Annotated in this window: 18 protein-coding genes; 4 read left to right on the forward strand and 14 right to left on the reverse strand. The window is 40.2% G+C overall.

The features are described from left to right. Positions 1 to 135: 135 nt before the first annotated feature. Positions 136 to 1509, forward strand: coding sequence for a sodium-dependent transporter (locus HWV03_RS20735; protein WP_211677743.1), 1374 nt, complete (start codon positions 136 to 138; stop codon positions 1507 to 1509). Positions 1510 to 1588: 79 nt separating this feature from the next. Here HWV03_RS20735 and cysQ read toward each other — a convergent pair whose 3' ends face one another. The 14 genes from cysQ to gspC all read right to left on the reverse strand — a co-directional run bounded on the left by cysQ (position 1589) and on the right by gspC (position 14418). Then, positions 1589 to 2395: a 3'(2'),5'-bisphosphate nucleotidase CysQ gene (gene cysQ, locus HWV03_RS20740; protein ID WP_211677744.1), complete on the reverse strand. Its 807-nt coding sequence runs from the start codon at positions 2393 to 2395 to the stop codon at positions 1589 to 1591. Between the two features lie 45 nt (positions 2396 to 2440). Beyond that, positions 2441 to 2986, reverse strand: coding sequence for an ADP compounds hydrolase NudE (gene nudE, locus HWV03_RS20745; RefSeq protein ID WP_211677745.1), 546 nt, complete (start codon positions 2984 to 2986; stop codon positions 2441 to 2443). Between the two features lie 47 nt (positions 2987 to 3033). After that, complete coding sequence (locus tag HWV03_RS20750) at positions 3034 to 3789, reverse strand: type II secretion system protein N (protein WP_211677746.1); 756 nt, start codon at positions 3787 to 3789, stop codon at positions 3034 to 3036. Next, the gene (gene gspM, locus HWV03_RS20755; protein WP_211677747.1) at positions 3786 to 4259 is read right to left on the reverse strand and encodes a type II secretion system protein GspM; all 474 of its coding nucleotides are present in this window, start codon (positions 4257 to 4259) and stop codon (positions 3786 to 3788) included. The genes HWV03_RS20750 and gspM overlap by 4 nt, the downstream gene beginning before the upstream one ends. Next, positions 4256 to 5473, reverse strand: coding sequence for a type II secretion system protein GspL (gene gspL / locus HWV03_RS20760; RefSeq protein WP_211677748.1), 1218 nt, complete (start codon positions 5471 to 5473; stop codon positions 4256 to 4258). Before gspL ends, gspM begins: the two co-directional genes overlap by 4 nt. Further along, a complete protein-coding gene (gene gspK / locus HWV03_RS20765; RefSeq protein ID WP_211677749.1) occupies positions 5470 to 6447 on the reverse strand; it encodes a type II secretion system minor pseudopilin GspK in 978 nt (325 codons plus the stop codon). Before gspK ends, gspL begins: the two co-directional genes overlap by 4 nt. A gap of 33 nt (positions 6448 to 6480) precedes the next feature. Further along, positions 6481 to 7149, reverse strand: coding sequence for a type II secretion system minor pseudopilin GspJ (gene gspJ / locus HWV03_RS20770; RefSeq protein ID WP_255546965.1), 669 nt, complete (start codon positions 7147 to 7149; stop codon positions 6481 to 6483). Continuing rightward, positions 7106 to 7495, reverse strand: coding sequence for a type II secretion system minor pseudopilin GspI (gene gspI, locus HWV03_RS20775; RefSeq protein WP_211677750.1), 390 nt, complete (start codon positions 7493 to 7495; stop codon positions 7106 to 7108). The genes gspJ and gspI overlap by 44 nt, the downstream gene beginning before the upstream one ends. Continuing rightward, a complete protein-coding gene (gene gspH / locus HWV03_RS20780; RefSeq protein ID WP_211677751.1) occupies positions 7495 to 8100 on the reverse strand; it encodes a type II secretion system minor pseudopilin GspH in 606 nt (201 codons plus the stop codon). The genes gspI and gspH overlap by 1 nt, the downstream gene beginning before the upstream one ends. Before the next feature lie 117 nt (positions 8101 to 8217). Beyond that, the gene (gspG, locus tag HWV03_RS20785) at positions 8218 to 8652 is read right to left on the reverse strand and encodes a type II secretion system major pseudopilin GspG (RefSeq protein WP_211677752.1); all 435 of its coding nucleotides are present in this window, start codon (positions 8650 to 8652) and stop codon (positions 8218 to 8220) included. A gap of 25 nt (positions 8653 to 8677) precedes the next feature. Then, a complete protein-coding gene (gene gspF / locus HWV03_RS20790; RefSeq protein ID WP_211673297.1) occupies positions 8678 to 9898 on the reverse strand; it encodes a type II secretion system inner membrane protein GspF in 1221 nt (406 codons plus the stop codon). A 2-nt stretch (positions 9899 to 9900) separates the two neighbouring features. Further along, positions 9901 to 11400, reverse strand: coding sequence for a type II secretion system ATPase GspE (gene gspE / locus HWV03_RS20795; RefSeq protein WP_211677753.1), 1500 nt, complete (start codon positions 11398 to 11400; stop codon positions 9901 to 9903). Then, entirely contained in the window at positions 11401 to 13494 is a 2094-nt protein-coding gene (gspD, locus tag HWV03_RS20800) for a type II secretion system secretin GspD (protein ID WP_211677754.1), read from the reverse strand. 51 nt (positions 13495 to 13545) lie between these two features. Beyond that, the gene (gene gspC / locus HWV03_RS20805; protein WP_211677755.1) at positions 13546 to 14418 is read right to left on the reverse strand and encodes a type II secretion system protein GspC; all 873 of its coding nucleotides are present in this window, start codon (positions 14416 to 14418) and stop codon (positions 13546 to 13548) included. 440 nt (positions 14419 to 14858) lie between these two features. Between gspC and hslR the strand changes: the two genes are divergently transcribed. From hslR to pckA, 3 genes are all read left to right on the forward strand, one after another. Continuing rightward, positions 14859 to 15257 (forward strand): ribosome-associated heat shock protein Hsp15, encoded by a 399-nt coding sequence (hslR, locus tag HWV03_RS20810; protein ID WP_446724893.1) that lies wholly within the window; start codon positions 14859 to 14861, stop codon positions 15255 to 15257. A 19-nt stretch (positions 15258 to 15276) separates the two neighbouring features. Then, positions 15277 to 16158: an Hsp33 family molecular chaperone HslO gene (gene hslO, locus HWV03_RS20815; protein ID WP_211677757.1), complete on the forward strand. Its 882-nt coding sequence runs from the start codon at positions 15277 to 15279 to the stop codon at positions 16156 to 16158. 163 nt (positions 16159 to 16321) lie between these two features. Further along, positions 16322 to 17953 (forward strand): phosphoenolpyruvate carboxykinase (ATP), encoded by a 1632-nt coding sequence (gene pckA / locus HWV03_RS20820; RefSeq protein WP_211677758.1) that lies wholly within the window; start codon positions 16322 to 16324, stop codon positions 17951 to 17953. Positions 17954 to 18051 lie beyond the last annotated feature (98 nt).

The raw sequence follows: 18051 nt of genomic DNA on the forward strand, positions 1-18051 counted from the left end.
AAACAACACTTAAAACCCAAATAAACGACCAATACCAAAATAAAACGTTGACGAAAACACGCTTAAATAGGATATTAATCGTAAATATTTAGTTACAACCAAACCTACAGTAAATAAAAGTTTACACGGAGAGTTATGTCGACCATCAGTACAACAATAGAATCAGCTAAACGCGGCCAGTTTAGCTCTAAATTTGGTTTCATTATGGCGGCAGCAGGGTCTGCTGTTGGTGTTGGTAATATTTGGGGATTCCCAACACAAGCAGCAAGTAACGGCGGCGGTGCTTTTTTACTGGTTTATCTTGTTCTCATCTTTATGCTTGGTTATCCAATGCTAATTGCTGAATTGATGATCGGCCGCCATGGACAAACAAACCCCGCTAATGCATTAAGTAAACTCGCTAAAAGTAAAAGCGTTAAATTAATTGGTATTACCATTGGTCTTGCGGCAATCATAACGTCAGCACTGATTTTTTCTTTCTACGGTATTTTATCAGGTTGGTTCATCAGCAATACCTTAGCACCAATTGCAGACATGATGGGCTCTACAACAACTGCTAACTGGTTAGTAGATATGTCATTATCACGCAACGTGGTATTTACAGTGATATTCGCGATGTTCACAGTCCTAGTTATCCAACAAGGTGTAGAAGACGGTATCGAGAAATGGTCGAAGCGTTTAATGCCACTGTTATTTATAATGCTTATCGCTGCAATGCTTTATATCTTGACTCAACCAGGTGCAGAGCTAGGTTTACGAGCGTTACTTATTCCTGATTTTAGCCGCATCCTAGACCGTGACGTACTGATTGGAGCACTCGGTCAAACATTCTTCTCACTATCATTAGGCAGTGGTTGCATGATGGTATACGGTTCTTACTTAAACAAAAAAGAAAATATTGCTAAATTAGCCGCGCAAGTGACACTGATGGATACCGCTGTCGCATTTTTTGCAGGTATGGTGATCTTACCTGCTATGTATGTGGCTTCACATAATGGCGTTGAGATCTTCGCTGCTGACGGCAGTCTACTGAGTTCTGATACATTAGTGTTTACGGTATTACCGGCATTATTTGAAACGATGGGCGCTGCACAATACCCGGTTTCAATTTTATTCTTTGCATTATTGTTTGTTGCCGCATTAACATCGGCGATTGGTATGATGGAATCACCAACAAGTTATCTTGCAGAACGTGCATCTATGACACGTAAGAAAGCGGCCTATATCGTTGGTACGATCGTCACTGCACTTAGCTTAGTGATTGTATTTAACTTCTCAACACTGTTTGGTTTTGTTATCACACTCACGACGCAATACGCACAACCACTCATTAGTTTAGGCGTAGCAATCTTTGCAGGTTGGGTTTGGAGCCGTAAAGGCTTAATGGCAGAAATCAGAGAACAAGAAGGTGTAACAGAGCATTCTATCTTTTGGAAGATCTGGCCTGTATACGTAAAATTTGTTTGCCCAGTATTAGTACTAATCCTAGTATTCGCGTCATTCCAATAAACGAACATACGGTTCAATGAATAATAAAAAGGTCAGCAATACGCTGACCTTTTCACTATTTGATATAAAACTAATTTATTTAACCCGTTAAGATCTCAGACCATGTCAGATTACGGTCTCCGAGTACAATAAAGTCAGGATTTTTTAATGTATCGCGCTGGTTATAAGAGAGTGGGTTTAAATTCAAATCAAGAATAGCCCCTCCCGCTTCAGTCACGATACATTGCGTACCTGCTGTATCCCACTCACCAGTAATGCCTAAGCGTATATAACAATCCGCTTTACCTTCTGCAACTAAGCAGCCTTTTAAGCTCGCAGAGCCGAGAGATTGTAATTCTAAGTCAATATCATCTTCAACTAACTTACGGATGTTGTCTGGGTTCTGAACGCGGCTCACAACCACATTTAAACTGGTTAAAGGTTGCAGACATGTATGACTGAAGATTCTTTCTTCACCTTCCAATGTTTCTTTGTATGCACCTTCCCCGTCAACAGCCCAATAGAGAACGTCATCTTTAGGGCCGTAAATCATCCCCAAGATAGGTTTATTCTTGTGTACCAATGCAATAATCGTCGCAAAATCACCACTACGAGAAATAAACTCCTGGGTGCCATCTAACGGATCTAATAACCAATAAGTTTCCCAAGATTGACGCTCTTCAACGGCAATATCACAATCTTCTTCAGATAAGATTGGAATGTCAGGCGTCAGTAACGCAAGTTGCTTAGATAAATAGTGATGGGCCGCGATATCAGCACTGGTGACCGGTGTATGATCGAGTTTAACTTCTTGCTCAAACTCACCCGATTGATAAATATCATAAATCACTGCACCAGTGGCGCGTGCAATTTTTTTTAACTCTGGAATTAAGGTCATTATTTGCATATCGCACTTCCTACTTTATTCTCGCCATCGCTTAATGATTTAGTATTACTTATCTAGTTGTTTTAGGGCAAGTAATAATGCGCAAATAGCGCGTGATTCAGTGATTTCATCATTATCAAGTAACTCATTTGCTCTGGCTAATGGCCACTTTATAATTTCGAGTGGCTCAGGTTCATCACCCTCACAAGATTCAGGGTACAGATCTTGTGCAAGATAAATCTGCATTCGAGCTGAAAAATAACTCGGTGCTAAGTTAACTTCTTTCAGTAAGCTTAGTCTTTTAGCCCCATATCCAATCTCTTCCATTAACTCTCGATTAGCAGCAATCAATGCTGTTTCACCTTTATCGATCGCCCCCTTGGGAAAACCAAGTTCGTAACTATCAGTACCGACAGCGTATTCACGGATCAAGATAAGATTATTATCCGCATCGACTGGCACCATCATAACGGCGCCGTGACCACCGCCTTTCATTCTTTCGTAAGTACGTTCAACACCATTAGAAAAGCGCAGTGCAACAGACTCAATTTTAAATAGTCGACTTTCTGCGACAATTTTCGTGCTTAATATTTTAGGTTTCTGATGTGTCATTTTAATTCTGCATCCTTGTCATAACGAGTACGCGTTATATAACAACATTATATGCGGCCTGCGTAATTAATCTTATACTCACCCTTGGCATTTTCTTGCCCAACATAACGTAAATTACTGCGTATTGATTGCGGTAATTCATTACTTGGTACAAGTACGCCTGAAAACGTGTATTTACCTTGATTTTCTAACGTAGCAATACCAGATAATTTCAGCTGATTAGAGCTCTGCTTGATATTCGCAACAATAGTCCCCTTATCACAAGTTAAATTAGCGACAGCAGAATCAATTTCTACATTGCCCAACAGTGAGTCAATGCCTGCATTAGACCAACTCAGCTGTCCATCAAGTTGTTCACACCAAGGGTTTCCTTGCTGCATCTCTGCTATTGTCAATTTAACGCTACCTTTAGTCGTCACTGGTAATGGAATATTACTCGCCGTGACTAACCATTCAGAACTTGCCGTAACGGTGAAATCTTGCGCATAGACACCAGCACTTGAATAGCCTAGTTCACCACTGCCGCGTAAGCTATTCTTACCACGACCAAACTCAACGTAAACTTGTGCAGATCCCGTTAATAGCGCAATTACCGATGTATCCCAGCTTACATCTTTCACTTCTATATGATTAAAAGATACCTGTTTTGCTTCCCCTTTCCATACCGAACCTTCAACTTGGCTAATCGTTAAGTTCGCTGGCAATGGAATATATGATAATACTAATGTAGCTGGTAGTGTGCCGATAAGAAAGAATACATACGTAATCATGACAAAACATAGCCCTAGAAGTTTATTTCTCATGCTCTTTTTCCTAACTGTAATCGGCGAACCTTAACCATCCCTTTTTTATCTGACACACTCAGATCAATATTCTGGATTTCAATACCGTATTGTTTGTTCAATTGCTCTAACCAATCGGTAAGCTGATTAAAATTAACATCATCAATCCATACTTGCAGATTATCTGCTTTTGCTTGAATACGTGTGAGTATTATCTTATGACGTTTAGCACTACGACTAACAAGCTGGTTAAGATCACCCGCTTCAGGACGGTTTACTTGGCCTCCCTGTAAATTCATAATTTTTTGCCCTATCACTTTCACATCGGCGAGTGTTTGCGTTTGAACATTAACTTTTCGTTGGGTATTGCTAATATCATTTTGTAACGGTTGCCAAACCAGCCAGTAACCACCTGCAAGCAATAATGTGGCGATTAATAAACTAATGAGCTGCTTTTCTTTTTGCTCTAATTGTTGCCAATATGCCTTCATTTTTTACCCTTAATATCCAGCGTGCCCTGAACGCGGCCATTTCGTTGACTTAACGTCCCTTGTTCAACATCAAACTCAGTCGATAACGATGATTTGAATTGATCAAAGGCCTGAAAGTCCGCCGCACTTGCTTGCAATCGTAATGTTGCCTGTTTCGTATCAAATCGAACTGAAATAGGTTTAATATCCGGTGATTGTTTAAATGTAGGGGTCAGCTGACTTAACATCACTAAGAATCCTGAATCACTGCCCCCACCGCGTAAATCATTTAAACGATTCTGCATCTGTTTTTTAACTAAACGCGTATTTAGGCGCATTTTCTTCGGTTTAAATACCGTTTTATATACCTGCTTAATCTCATTCTCTAATGCCATTTGTTGCTGTTCTAACTTATTTAACATCACAAATTGATTCACAAATATCATCACGATAGCTAGACCTGCTGCGATAGCCGTACCACGCCATAATTTTAATGCGACATTTTCTTCACGTACTATTTTGTACTCGCCTTGTAATAAGTTATAACGGCTGGTAACAGCGCCCTCAGCACAAAGTTTCATTGGCAACTCAATTGTATTCTGTTGCCAATTATCTAACTCAAGATGATCGATAGTAGAATAGCTAGTCACCGTCTGCACAGCACTCTCATCATCAACGTCTACATGAGCAACCGTTGGCAAGACAAAACCTAATAATGCGGTCTCAATACACATACCTTGTGTACGAGTTTTCCTAATAAGCCATTGCCCATCTAATTCAATCGCACTCCAACTCTCTTCACTGTACGGCAGTGTTAAGGCATCAGGAATAATTTGTGTGCAAACTAGTTCGGCATCCGATAACCATGATTGCCACTGCTGCATTTTGTCATGCGCAATCACCGCAACGGATACTGTATTCGCAGTCTTACTTAGAACAGAAAAGTGTAGCTTATCAATATCACTACTCAATTCTTGTTCTAGCATGTAGGGTAATGCATTGAGTAATTGCTTATTACTACGCCCAGGTAATTCCACCTCTTTAAACGTGATATCACAGCTTGGTACTAATGCAATGATAGGTCGCCCACCAGCACGGGATTTTAGCTCGATAAGTTCAGCGGCACTGGTCAAAACACCTGATGCAATGATCTCGCTTTCAACGGTTGACCACACTAACCAATGTATTGCTTGTCGACTTTCACTACCAAGCCTTACTACTAATTGCTCACTCATTGAGCTCCTCCGAATTGTCGACGAATAACATAAACACTATCTTTGCTTTCAGCTTTAAATAACGATTCTACTTTCATGGTTGCGCTAGCAAATTCAGCTTGTAATAGCGCAACAAAATAACCACTTGTTATATCAAACACAGCTTGCTCTTCCGTATCCAGCTTAATACCAGCCAATAACGGTAACGCCAAGAAATCCGCCTTTGTTTTCCAACCGCCGTTAGGCCGTTCTTCCAATATTGTTTTCGCTACATCTAGTGATAATTGCCCTGCAAATAATCCAGCTAATATCTCAGGCTTATCAATCACAATGGTATTCACGTTTATCTTTAAGTCTGCTGTAGGTAAGGCGCAAAGATAAGGACGAACCTTACGGTAAACAGCTTGGTTAAATCCTTTTATTGCCCGTAGTTCACTGACATTAATTAAACGTTGGTTACCCGCTTGATAAGGGTAATCAAGGGATTCATAGTAAGCATCTTCAACACCGTAACTCGACACCACATTTGTATCAGTATCAATCCAGTCACGTAAGGCATCACTTAATTGCTCCGCGTCATACACTTCTAGGTCAAGCTGTTCTAATAAGTTACGGAATAAACGGACCTTCAGTGGGGCTTGACCGTTTTTATCATCTTCTCCAGTAACAGCATTAACATTAAAACAGGCTTGCATATCAAAAACCTGACCACCAATGAGTCCATTTTCAACTGGGTACATCATGCCTTCTGTGGCCCAATATTGATCTAAGTTGATCGTATCATCGTCTTTCAATGCTTGCTTTAAGCCCTTTTCAACCAACGCCTCTGCACCATAAGCATACCAAAGGGCTTGTTGATGCGTCATTATGTTACTGGTACGGCGTAATTCCAGCTGTAAACGTGATGACATATTACTGGCAATAATCACCATCACAGCCAAAATAAGTAAGACGGTTAATAGTGCAATACCACGCTGTTTAGAGGCATATATCATTAGCTGCCCTTTCCTTTATCTTTATCTTCATCTTTATTTGTCGATTGTCGCTTTAGGTAATAGGAATAAGCGCTGAATTTCACCAAAACCTTTTAATGTTAGCGTCATTTTAACGCCATCAGGTAATGCGGTCTTGTTTGTCCAAGTCTCATTCCATTTATTTTTATGATAAAATTCGAACGTTAATGATTCGACATTTTCCAAGATCAATTGCCTTTTGGGCTCTTCCCCTGTAATGGGGTCTAAATAGACATAACTTAAACGTTCTAAGTGCGCATCTTTAACACGATACATTACCCGCTGTAACGATGAGCGTGGTAACTGTGATAATGGATTACGCCAACCACTGCGAACGAAAGCAATACCATCGTCATCACTATCAAACATAAATTTCCCAGACTGTAATGGCATTGCTGTCTGGTCATCATCACTACGATTATTACGCGCATTCATTTGTTGAAAATCACGTTCGACAATAACCATTGCTCGTTGTAATTGTTTTAATGCATTCCCACGTTCTGTCGAAATTTCATCGCTGCGTAATACACCTTGTAATACTTGATAAGCCCCCAGACTGAGTAAGGCAAAAATAGCGATCGCAATCATCATCTCGATCAATGTGAAGCCATTTTGTTTTATTGTCGGTTCTCGCATCATCTTAGCGCACCACATAGGTGAGTAAATGGCTAATCGTTGAGTCATACTTCTTATCTGTCGCCACTTCGACTGTCACCCCGACAAAATCATTGCTGTCTGTCGATTCTGCTTTATAACGCCAATACCAAGTTCGACCCGCTAATTCAGACTCACCTTTTCGCCATGACTTTCCAGGTATTGTTTTTGCTAACTTTAATTCAGTTAAAGTATTAGCAGCCACCCAATTAGCGAATGTTTTTTCTTCCAAATAGGCTAAGCTGCTGAGATTTTCAGTCGCGACTTTCATCACGGCTAAACCAGCCGTGCCAAATACCGCCATCGCCACCATGACTTCTAATAATGTCATGCCAGCTTGCTTAAAGAATGTTTTTTTTCCTAAACATGGTTTCATTAAAATCCATCCATCGTGGTATTAATCATTAATTTTCCATATTCATCAAATTGGACCTTGATACTACTGTCCCCTGCATCCGCATCCATATAGGTAAACGTCAACGTAAAATCGGTAATTTCACCGCTTGAATAAATAAACACATCCGGTTCGATACGTTCGTCTTTTTCATCACCTTCAAATAGCCCGCCATTATCCTCAAACAAACCATCATCATCAGCAAATAGCTTGCGATCACCTAACAAGCTGCCTTCCGCTTTCAGCCCAGCTAACTCAAGTGACATAAGCATGTCTTCTTGTAGCTCTTTTTTTACAAAAAACTTAGAATCATTAAATGCGGACCATTTATCATTGTCATCTAAATAAACAAATTGATAGTGCTGTTCTTCAATCACGATCCCCATTTCAATACTACTAAGTAAGGCTTCTTCTTCAGCCAGTTCTAGCACTCCGATAAAACGAGCAGCTTCTTTTTTGAGTTGCTTATCAGGGCCAGAAGAACTCATTGTCATGACAACACCGGTGACCATCATGCCCATTAAGAATATAACTAACATTATCTCTAATAGTGTAAAGCCAGATTCTTGATGAGTACGATTTTTCATTGTGTACCTTTGCTCATTGTTGATATGCGTTCTGATAGAGTAAGAATTAACATCGAATGCATTCAGTTGGATAAAAAAAGGCACAGAAAAGAACCTGTGCCTCAATAAAACAATTAGTTACTTATCATGCATGTTCCAGTTGCCGATATCGTCATCGGAACCTTCTTCACCATCTAAACCAATAGAATAAATATCAACTTGACCATGTTCACCTGGGCTAACTAATAGATATTCATTACCCCAAGGGTCTTGCGGTAAACGCTTGATGTAACCGCCAGTACGATAATCTCTTGGTTCTGGATCTACATCCGGCATTTCAACTAATGCATCTAAGCCTTGTTCTGTCGTTGGATAACGGCTGTTGTCTAACTTATACATATCCATCGCATTTTCTAACGCGACGATATCTGATACTACTTTCTGGCGATCCGCTTTTTCTTTATTACCTAATAAATTAGGGATAACCATTGATGCAAGAATACCTAAAATCACGATAACAACCATGATTTCTAACAGGGTAAAACCTGACATACTCCGTTTTTTATTATTCATAAAATCCTCTATTTGAAATAAAAATCTAACCTGAAACCATATTGTTTAAAGACAAAATCGGTTGAAGAATTGCCATCACAATAAATAATACAACACCCGACATACTCACTACCAGTAAGGGTTGAAAAATGCCTAAAGCCATCGTCACTTGCGCTTCAAATTGTGAATCTTGATTATCTGCAGCGCGCTCTAACATCGGACCTAATTCACCACTTTGTTCACCACTGGCAATCATATGCAGCATCATTGGTGGAAATAATTTTGTTTCCGTTAATGCTGCTCTTAAACTAGTACCTTCACGAACGCGCATTGTCGCAGCTTCGACCAATTTACGCGCATGCATATTGGTTAATACCCGTCCCGCAATCAACATACTTTCGAGTAGCGGTACCGCACTGGCATTTAAAATACTTAATGTTCGCGCGAAACGCGCAGTATTGATTCCACGACTCACCTTACCAATGACAGGCACTTTTAATAATCGTTCATCGAATATCAAGCGATTCGCAGGTTTTAATAACAAGCGTTTAATAACAATGATAGTAAGGACAATACCAACAACAAGATAAAGACCATAGTTACTGACAAAATCAGAAAGTCCGATCAATATTTGGGTGATTTGCGGTAATTCTTGTCCCATGTGTTCAAACTGGCCTACAACTTTAGGCACGACACTTGTCAATAATAGCGACACAACACCAATAGCCACCAGCGTTAACATGACCGGATAAATCATGGCTTGCGTTAATTGACTGGTCATTTTTTGGCGTTGTTCGGTATAGTCAGCCAAACGATTGAGTACTTTATCTAAATGACCCGACTTTTCGCCAGAGGCCACCATAGAACAATACAAGTCGTCAAAGGCATGAGGGAACTCAGCAAAACTTTCTGCTAACGTATGTCCTTCAACAACACGACTCCGTACGGCTAAGATCATATTCTGAATACGTGGTAGTTCACTTTGTTCTGCAACCGCTTTTAATGATTCCTCGAGTGGTAGCGAAGCAGCAATTAACGTGGATAACTGGCGGGTTAATAGCGCCATATCCGCCGTACTAATACCTCGTTTAAATGAAAAAATACCTGCCGCTTTTTTCTTTTCAGCCGCAGCAGACATTTCCACTTCCAGTGGGGTTAAGCCTTTCTCGCGTAATAAAGCACGCGCTTGCTTTGGCCCATCAGCTTCCACTACCCCTTTTTTATTTTTACCTTTTTGATCAATCGCTAAATAAGAAAATGCAGGCATGCTTATCCCTCTCTTGTCACACGAAGTACTTCTTCTAAGGTGGTGACACCTTCCAGTACTTTAGCTAGGCCATCTTGACGGATACTTGGTGTGAATGGTCGAATATGACGTTCTACAATCTGTTCGCCAGCACCACTGTGGATCATGTCTCGCACATCTTCATCGACGATTAATAATTCATGAATACCAGTACGACCTCGATAGCCTGTGTTGTTACAGTTTTCGCAACCTTTCGGATGATAAATGACTGTCGCGTCCGCCACTCGATTAGAAGCCAATTGCTCAAGTTCGCGCTCTGTTGGCGGTGCACCCTCTCGACAATCTGGACAAAGCGTTCGAACTAATCGTTGTGCCAGTACTCCCAATATACTTGACGACAATAAGAAGGGCTCTAATCCCATATCACGTAAACGAGTGACGGCGCCCACTGCGGTATTAGTATGTAAGGTAGATAATACGAGGTGACCCGTTAAACTAGCTTGAACGGCAATTTGCGCTGTTTCTAAATCACGCACCTCACCAATCATCACAACATCGGGGTCTTGACGTAAAATAGCACGTAAACCACGTGAGAAGGTCATATCAACTTTTGGATTCACTTGCGTTTGCCCAATGCCATCAAGTTGATATTCAATTGGATCTTCAACCGTTAAGATATTACGATCTTTGCTGTTAATATCCGATAGTGCGGCATATAAGGTCGTACTCTTACCCGACCCCGTAGGACCAGTAACTAAAATAATGCCGTGTGGCTTATGAATAAGTTCAGACATCTTATTACGATTATCTAACGTCATCCCCAAATGCTTTAATTCTAATTTAGCGTTATTCTTATCGAGTAAACGCATTACGACACGTTCACCAAAACTCGATGGTAAGGTTGATACACGCACGTCAACACCACGTCCACCAATTCGCAACGAAATTCGCCCATCTTGGGGAACACGCTTTTCTGCGATATCCATTTTTGACATGACTTTGATTCGTGATATTAACAATGATGCTAATTTCCGATTCGGTTTCAAAATCTCTCTTAATACACCGTCAATACGGAAGCGGATCACCAATGCACGCTCAAATGTTTCCACATGAATGTCTGAAGCACCTTCTTTAATTGCTTCACTGAGCATCGCATTAATCAGTTTAATGATCGGCGCATCATCATCGGACTCCAATAAATCTTCTTCGGTTGGTAACTCCTCAGCTAACGTAAAAAAATCAACTTCATTACCAATGTCCTGCATTAACTGTCTTGCTTCTGATGAGTCACGTTGAAACACGTCTGTCAGTTTTAATTCGAATGCCTCATCATCTAATAATACCAATTGAAACACTTGACCAAGGTTACGACGTACTTCAAGTACCGTACTCGGGGCAACACCGGCTTTGTGATATAACACCCAGCCGCGTTCAGCTTCACTTAGCACCACACCAAATTTTTTGGCGAACGAAAAAGGCAAGCGTTCGCTTTCACTTACCTCGTCATAATCCTGAGTACTCATCTACTCAGCCTCACTTGTCGTTTTAGGCTTCGTTCTCATATCAAATTCAACCGTTTGATTATCTTGTTCTTCCAGATATTGACGAACTGCAGGCGAAATAATACGTTCTTCATCAAATTTAGGTAACACTGGAACATCAGTAAACGGCATCAATGCGACACCTTTTTCTTGTTGTAGCAACTGATTTGCGCGCATTAAACTGTACTTACGATTACTGATACCGCGGATCGATGCATTATCACGAATAATGGTCGGTTTAATAAAGATCATCAGATTACGTTTTGAAGTGCTTGATGATGTAGACTTAAATAAATTACCAATCCAAGGGATGTCGCCGAGCCAAGGCACCTTAGAAATACTTTCAATCACTTTCTCATCAAGTAAGCCACCAATCACGATCGTTTGCCCACTATCCACTAAAATGCTGGTATTTACCTGACGTTTCGCAAAAGTCACATCCACCGCAGTAGAACCTAATACTTGTGATACCTCTTGCTCAATGGTTAACTGTACCGCATCACCTTCGTTGATTTGTGGCGTCACTTTTAATTTAATTCCCACTTCCCGACGCTCAATCGTCTGGAATGGGTTTTCATTACCCGACCCCGTTGAAGAGCCTGTAATAACGGGGACTTCTTCACCAACAACAAATGTGGCTTCTTGATTATCGAGTGTCATGATACTTGGCGTAGCAAGAAGGTTAGAATTAGTATCTGTCGCAGCCGCTTGAATAATCGCACCGAAGGTTTTTGACCCATTCATAACGCCCATAATCATGCCGTTCACACCACCAAGTGCTGAAGCAAGTGCTGAAGTATCACCAGAAGTTGTAGTCGTCCTCGGTGTTTCTGCACCTGTTGTAGGGTCAGTATAAATCGTTGTCGTTTTTTTATCCTGTGCATCATAAATACCCTGGCCAAGTGCACCTAAAGAGACTTGCTTGCCATTATTATATTGCGTGCCTCCTGCTTCAGTTGCCCACTGAACACCAAAGTCAATGCCATCACCTTCTGATATTTCGACAATAATCGCTTCGACCAATACTTGTGCACGGCGAATATCAAGCTGACTAATCACTTGCTCTAAGGTACGCATCACATCCGGTTGCGCGGTAATCACCAACGCATTGGTGTCTTCATGCGCTTCAATACCCGGCTCTGATTTTGAACTCGATTTTGATTTTGATTTACTCGATGAACCAGACGTTCCATCCTCAATAGAGTTACTCACCCCTTTTAAAACTTCGGCAACTTCTTTGGCATTCGCGTATTTCAAGTAAATAACGCGGGTATTACCTGTGCTTTTTAATTCGCTATCAAGCTGTTGGATTAATTTAGCAACACGTTGACGCGCTTTGGGATCACCACTAATCACAACCGCGTTAGTTCTATCATCAGCAACAATTTTAGGTTGTAAGATACTTGGGATCTTCGATTTCCCATCGCCTTTGTTCACACTATCAATAATACGAACCATCTCACTAGCAGATGCGTATTTAAGATGAATAATATCAACGGCCTGATCTCCCGCTTTATCTACACGGTGGACAATTTCTACTAAGCGATTAACCACAGCTGCGCGGCCTGTCAGCATTAACACATTAGACGGTTCATAATGCACTACATTACCGCCACCAGCATTATCATTTAATTGACGTAATAACGGAGAGAGCTCACGTACTGATACATTATGAACAGGTACTACACGCGTAACCATTTCATCACCCTGACCAGGATCGTTATCATCAACCACTGGTATGCTTGATGTTTTTGCTACTTTGCTTTTAATAACTTTAAGTACACCATTGTCCATCTTAACAACGGAATAACCATATACATCTAAGACATTAAGAAAGAACTGATAATACTGTTCTTCATTTAATAAATCGTAACTACGAACATTCACCTTGCCACGCACACTCGGATCAATGATCACGGTTTTATTTAAGTTTTTACCCACAACATTAATAAATTCATTAATATCTGTGCCTTTAAAACTTGCAGAATAATCGGCAGCCATGGCCATCCCACTCAAACTCAGCAATATCCCTGAGGTTAAGCTTGTTAATTTTTTTCCAACGTTATTAAGGTTCATCTTTATCCTTAGCTACCTAAGTTACCGGCTTAAAAAGTGTTGCTCAAATGGCTACTCTGGCATACTTAAATAAATACTGTGTAATTGCCCATCACGCTCAACGGTGAGGGACATTTCGGTCAAGTCTTTCAGTTGCGTGGCAACTTCCATTGCTTGGCGAGTATCCGTTAAATCATATCCATTTAACGATACGGCGAGATCATTTGGCTTTAAACCAACTTCTTTAAATAGTTCACGATTTTTACCTGGATTAACACGATAACCCGCTAATTGCCCATTAGTTCGAACGGGAGAAATACGTACGTAGTCGGTAATGCTGGCAGGGTTTGATAATAAGTCTTTACGTAGATTAGAAAGGCCTCTAGGTGCTTTACTTGAACTTTCGTTATGAGACTGTCGCCCGCTTGTCTCACGAGTGAACTCTTCACCATCCAACATTAACGTTTCTAAGTTACCTCGATATTTAATGATCACACGGTCAACCAGTACCTGGTTTAACACCGCATTCGTGTCGCCAATCTCATCATCAATCCCGTACGTTTCTTGCTTACCTTTGAGCTCGATAATAGCTAATGCAAGACTTGGTTCACTACTCGCAACAAGACCAACTAATATTAGACGTAAGCGTGTTTTTGGTGCATCAATAGTCTGAACAGCGACAGACGCTTGATTTTCTGCGTTCTGTTTACCAAATAAATTTAAATTACGAAGTGTATTTAATTCATAACTTTTGGCTTGATCACTACCACGGCTAAATATAGGTTGCCATAATGTTGCAGAATCAGATTTTATCGGCCATAACTGCCAAGTTAACACCGCTGATTGATAACAAAATACAGCGAGTAAAAAATAGCAACAAAAGGTCGATATTTGTTTTTGAGGTAGTTTGATTATAAGCTGCTTAAGCGCATCTAAATTATCCATTTTTGTATTACCCTAATACAGCATTACTTTCAAAATAAGCTATGTTTACCAACGTTTGTGATTAACCCGAATAAAAGTCGTAAATTGAACTGACCAATACTAGCCTTCTCGTTCTATCCGTACAAGCCTTAAACACGACAAACATCAGTTAAATCATATAAATCAGATAAATCGGGTAAATCATAATAGAAAATTAATGTTTTTTTAATAAAAAAACATACCAGCGCTAACCTTTAAAGAATATATGAATTCTGATTATTCGCCACACTATAATTAGAACACTTACAAATGAAACTATGACGAAAGAAATGTGAAATCAACGACGTGATTTAGTTAATGAAATGTGTATTTCCGCGTAATAAAAGACTCTCTTACTGCTTTATTTATCTGTTATAATCAGATCAATAAGATCGTTTATTTGGAATATGGTTACATTCAATATGTCAAAAAATACCAAACCAGATAGTGATGTGCGTTTTGATAAGTGGTTGTGGGCTGCACGGTTTTTTAAAACCCGCGCCATTGCCAGAGACATGATCCAAAGTGGTAAAGTCCGCTACAATGATCAACGCACAAAACCCAGTAAAACCGTTGAGTTGGGTGCAACAATAAAAATAAAACAAGGCTTTGATGAAAAGGAAGTGATCGTAAAGCAGCTTTCCGCACAAAGGAGAGGGGCACCAGAGGCGACTACTTTGTATGAAGAAACACCAACTAGTGTTGAAAAGCGTGCACAAAATGATGTCGCGCGTAAACTGAATACATTGTATAACCCTAGCCCTGATAAACGTCCCGACAAGAAACAACGTCGAGAACTATTGCGGATAAAAAATCATTAACTTTAACGTCGAGAATATTATGAGCCAGAAAGATTTATTACACCGTTACCTGTTTGAAGATCACCAAGTACGTGGTGAGATTGTACAACTTGAACAAAGCTTTATTGATATTTTAGAAAACCTAAATTATCCAAGACCTGTTCAGCGCCTACTCGGTGAGTTACAAGTTGCAGCAAGTCTATTAACAGCGACATTAAAATTTAAAGGCTCTATCACGGTTCAGTTACAAGGTGACGGTCCAGTGACACTTGCTGTTATTAATGGTAATGAAGATCTTGAATTACGTGGTGTGGCTCGCTGGAATGGTTCAGTACCAGACACAAACAATGTAAAAGAATTGATTGGTAAAGGAGTAATGGTTATTACTATCTCACCAGACAAAGGCGAACGTTATCAAGGTATCGTTGATCTTGGTGGCGAGACTTTACAAGAATGTTTGGAACAATACTTCGAACAGTCTGAACAACTAACAACACGTTTGTGGTTCCGTACTGGTAAAGTTGGCTATAGAAAACAAGCTGCGGGCATGATGCTACAAAAATTACCAGCATCAGACGACAAGAAAAGTTCACACGAAGATTTTGAACACCTCGCAGCATTAACTGCAACGATAAAAGATGATGAATTATTTAATCTTGATGCTGAAGATGTGCTAGTACGACTTTATCACCAAGAAAAAGTACGCTTATTCGATCCACAAACCGTGTCATTTAAATGTGGTTGTTCACATGAACGTAGTGCAGCAGCATTACTGAATGTAGCAAAAGAAGAGTTACTTGATATTATTGCTGAAAAAGGACAAATAGAGATGCACTGCGATTATTGCGGTTCGCTTTATGCTTTTAATGCAGGAGATGTAGAAGATATACATGCACCGCAAATTGGCAACCCTGTACATTAAACAAGATGGAATAAGAGTGTAACAAATACACCGCAGCACATCGTTTAATACTGCTAAATTTAATAATAAGAGTGCCGTTAGTGCACTCATTAAATTTAATTTTCAAACCAACTTAATTTAATCTGAAACAATAAATTAAACTCTGTACCCCCAGGAGATACCAATGACAGAAGTAAAACATAAAAATACAGTTATTGGCGCCACTATCGATCTATCGGTATATGGCATCAAGGATGTTGAAGAAATCGTATATAACCCTTCTTACGAGCTACTTTTTTCAGAAGAAACAAAAGCAGGTCTAGAAGGTTATGAAAAAGGGACTGTTACTGAATCAGGTGCAGTTGCAGTTGATACAGGTATCTTCACTGGTCGTTCACCAAAAGATAAATACATTGTTCGTGATGATACAACTCGCGATACAGTATGGTGGTCAGATCAAGGTAAAAATGATAATAAAGCCATCTCTCAAGACGTATGGAATGATCTTAAAGCACTCGTAACACAACAGCTTTCCACAAAACGTTTATTCGTTGTTGATACATACTGTGGTGCTAACGCCAATACCCGTATTAAAGTTCGTTTCATCACCGAAGTTGCATGGCAAGCGCATTTCGTTAAGAACATGTTCATCCGTCCAACCGAAGCAGAATTAGCAACTTACGAACCAGATTTCGTGGTAATGAATGGTGCTAAGTGCACAAACCCTGATTGGGAAAAGCACGGCCTAAATTCTGAAAACTTTGTTGCTTTCAATTTAACAGAGAAAATTCAACTTATCGGCGGTACTTGGTACGGCGGCGAAATGAAAAAAGGTATGTTCTCTTATATGAACTACCTATTGCCTCTACAAGGTATTGCATCAATGCATTGTTCAGCAAACGTAAGTTCTGATGGTGAAACAGCAATCTTCTTTGGCTTATCTGGTACAGGTAAAACAACATTATCAACCGATCCAAAACGCCAATTAATTGGTGATGATGAACACGGTTGGGATGATGATGGCGTATTCAACTTCGAAGGTGGTTGCTACGCAAAAACAATTAAGTTAAGTGCAGAAGCGGAGCCAGAAATATTCGGCGCAATTCGTCGTGACGCATTACTTGAAAACGTAACCGTACTTGACGGTGGCGTAGTTGATTATAACGACGGTTCGAAAACAGAAAACACGCGTGTTTCTTACCCTATCGAACATATTGAAAACATTGTTAAGCCGATCTCAAAAGGCGGTCACGCAAATAAAGTTATTTTCTTAAGTGCAGATGCATTTGGTGTTTTACCACCAGTATCTAAACTAACGCCAGAACAAACTAAATATCACTTCCTATCAGGTTTTACCGCTAAATTAGCCGGCACTGAGCGTGGTATTACAGAACCAACACCAACATTCTCAGCATGCTTCGGTGCTGCGTTCCTATCACTTCACCCTACGAAATACGGTCAAGAACTTGTTAAACGTATGGAAGCATCAGGCGCGCAAGCTTACCTTGTTAATACTGGCTGGAACGGCACTGGTAAACGCATTTCAATTAAAGATACGCGTGCCATCATCGATGCAATTCTTGATGGCTCAATTGAAAAAGTGGAAAGTAAAACGATCCCTTACTTCAATTTAGAAGTACCAACAACACTACCAGGTTGTGATACTAAGATTCTTGACCCTCGTGATACATACGAAGATGCAAATGTATGGGAAGAGAAAGCCGTTGACCTTGCTAAACGTTTCGTGAACAACTTCGAGAAGTTCACTGACAACGAAGAAGGCAAAGCACTGCTTGCTGCAGGTCCACAACTTTAAACTTTATTTAAGTTGTGTTTATACCGATTTAAATAATGAGCAATCATGAACAAAATGCCAGTATCGAGTAATCGACCTGGCATTTTTTCTACCTGCCA

Source organism: Moritella sp. 36 (assembly GCF_018219415.1).
GTDB lineage: Bacteria > Pseudomonadota > Gammaproteobacteria > Enterobacterales > Moritellaceae > Moritella.

What these genes read in the sequence shown, in the direction of transcription:
- nudE (WP_211677745.1), bottom strand. Translation starts at nt 2,986, where the DNA reads ATGACACATCAGAAACCTAAAATATTAAGCACGAAAATTGTCGCAGAA.
- gspE (WP_211677753.1), bottom strand. Translation starts at nt 11,400, where the DNA reads ATGAGTACTCAGGATTATGACGAGGTAAGTGAAAGCGAACGCTTGCCT.
- gspF (WP_211673297.1), bottom strand. Translation starts at nt 9,898, where the DNA reads ATGCCTGCATTTTCTTATTTAGCGATTGATCAAAAAGGTAAAAATAAA.
- gspM (WP_211677747.1), bottom strand. Translation starts at nt 4,259, where the DNA reads ATGAAGGCATATTGGCAACAATTAGAGCAAAAAGAAAAGCAGCTCATT.
- gspI (WP_211677750.1), bottom strand. Translation starts at nt 7,495, where the DNA reads ATGAAACCATGTTTAGGAAAAAAAACATTCTTTAAGCAAGCTGGCATG.
- pckA (WP_211677758.1), top strand. Translation starts at nt 16,322, where the DNA reads ATGACAGAAGTAAAACATAAAAATACAGTTATTGGCGCCACTATCGAT.
- cysQ (WP_211677744.1), bottom strand. Translation starts at nt 2,395, where the DNA reads ATGCAAATAATGACCTTAATTCCAGAGTTAAAAAAAATTGCACGCGCC.
- gspH (WP_211677751.1), bottom strand. Translation starts at nt 8,100, where the DNA reads ATGAAAAATCGTACTCATCAAGAATCTGGCTTTACACTATTAGAGATA.
- HWV03_RS20735 (WP_211677743.1), top strand. Translation starts at nt 136, where the DNA reads ATGTCGACCATCAGTACAACAATAGAATCAGCTAAACGCGGCCAGTTT.
- gspL (WP_211677748.1), bottom strand. Translation starts at nt 5,473, where the DNA reads ATGAGTGAGCAATTAGTAGTAAGGCTTGGTAGTGAAAGTCGACAAGCA.
- gspJ (WP_255546965.1), bottom strand. Translation starts at nt 7,149, where the DNA reads ATGACTCAACGATTAGCCATTTACTCACCTATGTGGTGCGCTAAGATG.
- HWV03_RS20750 (WP_211677746.1), bottom strand. Translation starts at nt 3,789, where the DNA reads ATGAGAAATAAACTTCTAGGGCTATGTTTTGTCATGATTACGTATGTA.
- gspC (WP_211677755.1), bottom strand. Translation starts at nt 14,418, where the DNA reads ATGGATAATTTAGATGCGCTTAAGCAGCTTATAATCAAACTACCTCAA.
- gspK (WP_211677749.1), bottom strand. Translation starts at nt 6,447, where the DNA reads ATGATATATGCCTCTAAACAGCGTGGTATTGCACTATTAACCGTCTTA.
- gspG (WP_211677752.1), bottom strand. Translation starts at nt 8,652, where the DNA reads ATGAATAATAAAAAACGGAGTATGTCAGGTTTTACCCTGTTAGAAATC.
- hslR (WP_446724893.1), top strand. Translation starts at nt 14,859, where the DNA reads ATGTCAAAAAATACCAAACCAGATAGTGATGTGCGTTTTGATAAGTGG.
- gspD (WP_211677754.1), bottom strand. Translation starts at nt 13,494, where the DNA reads ATGAACCTTAATAACGTTGGAAAAAAATTAACAAGCTTAACCTCAGGG.
- hslO (WP_211677757.1), top strand. Translation starts at nt 15,277, where the DNA reads ATGAGCCAGAAAGATTTATTACACCGTTACCTGTTTGAAGATCACCAA.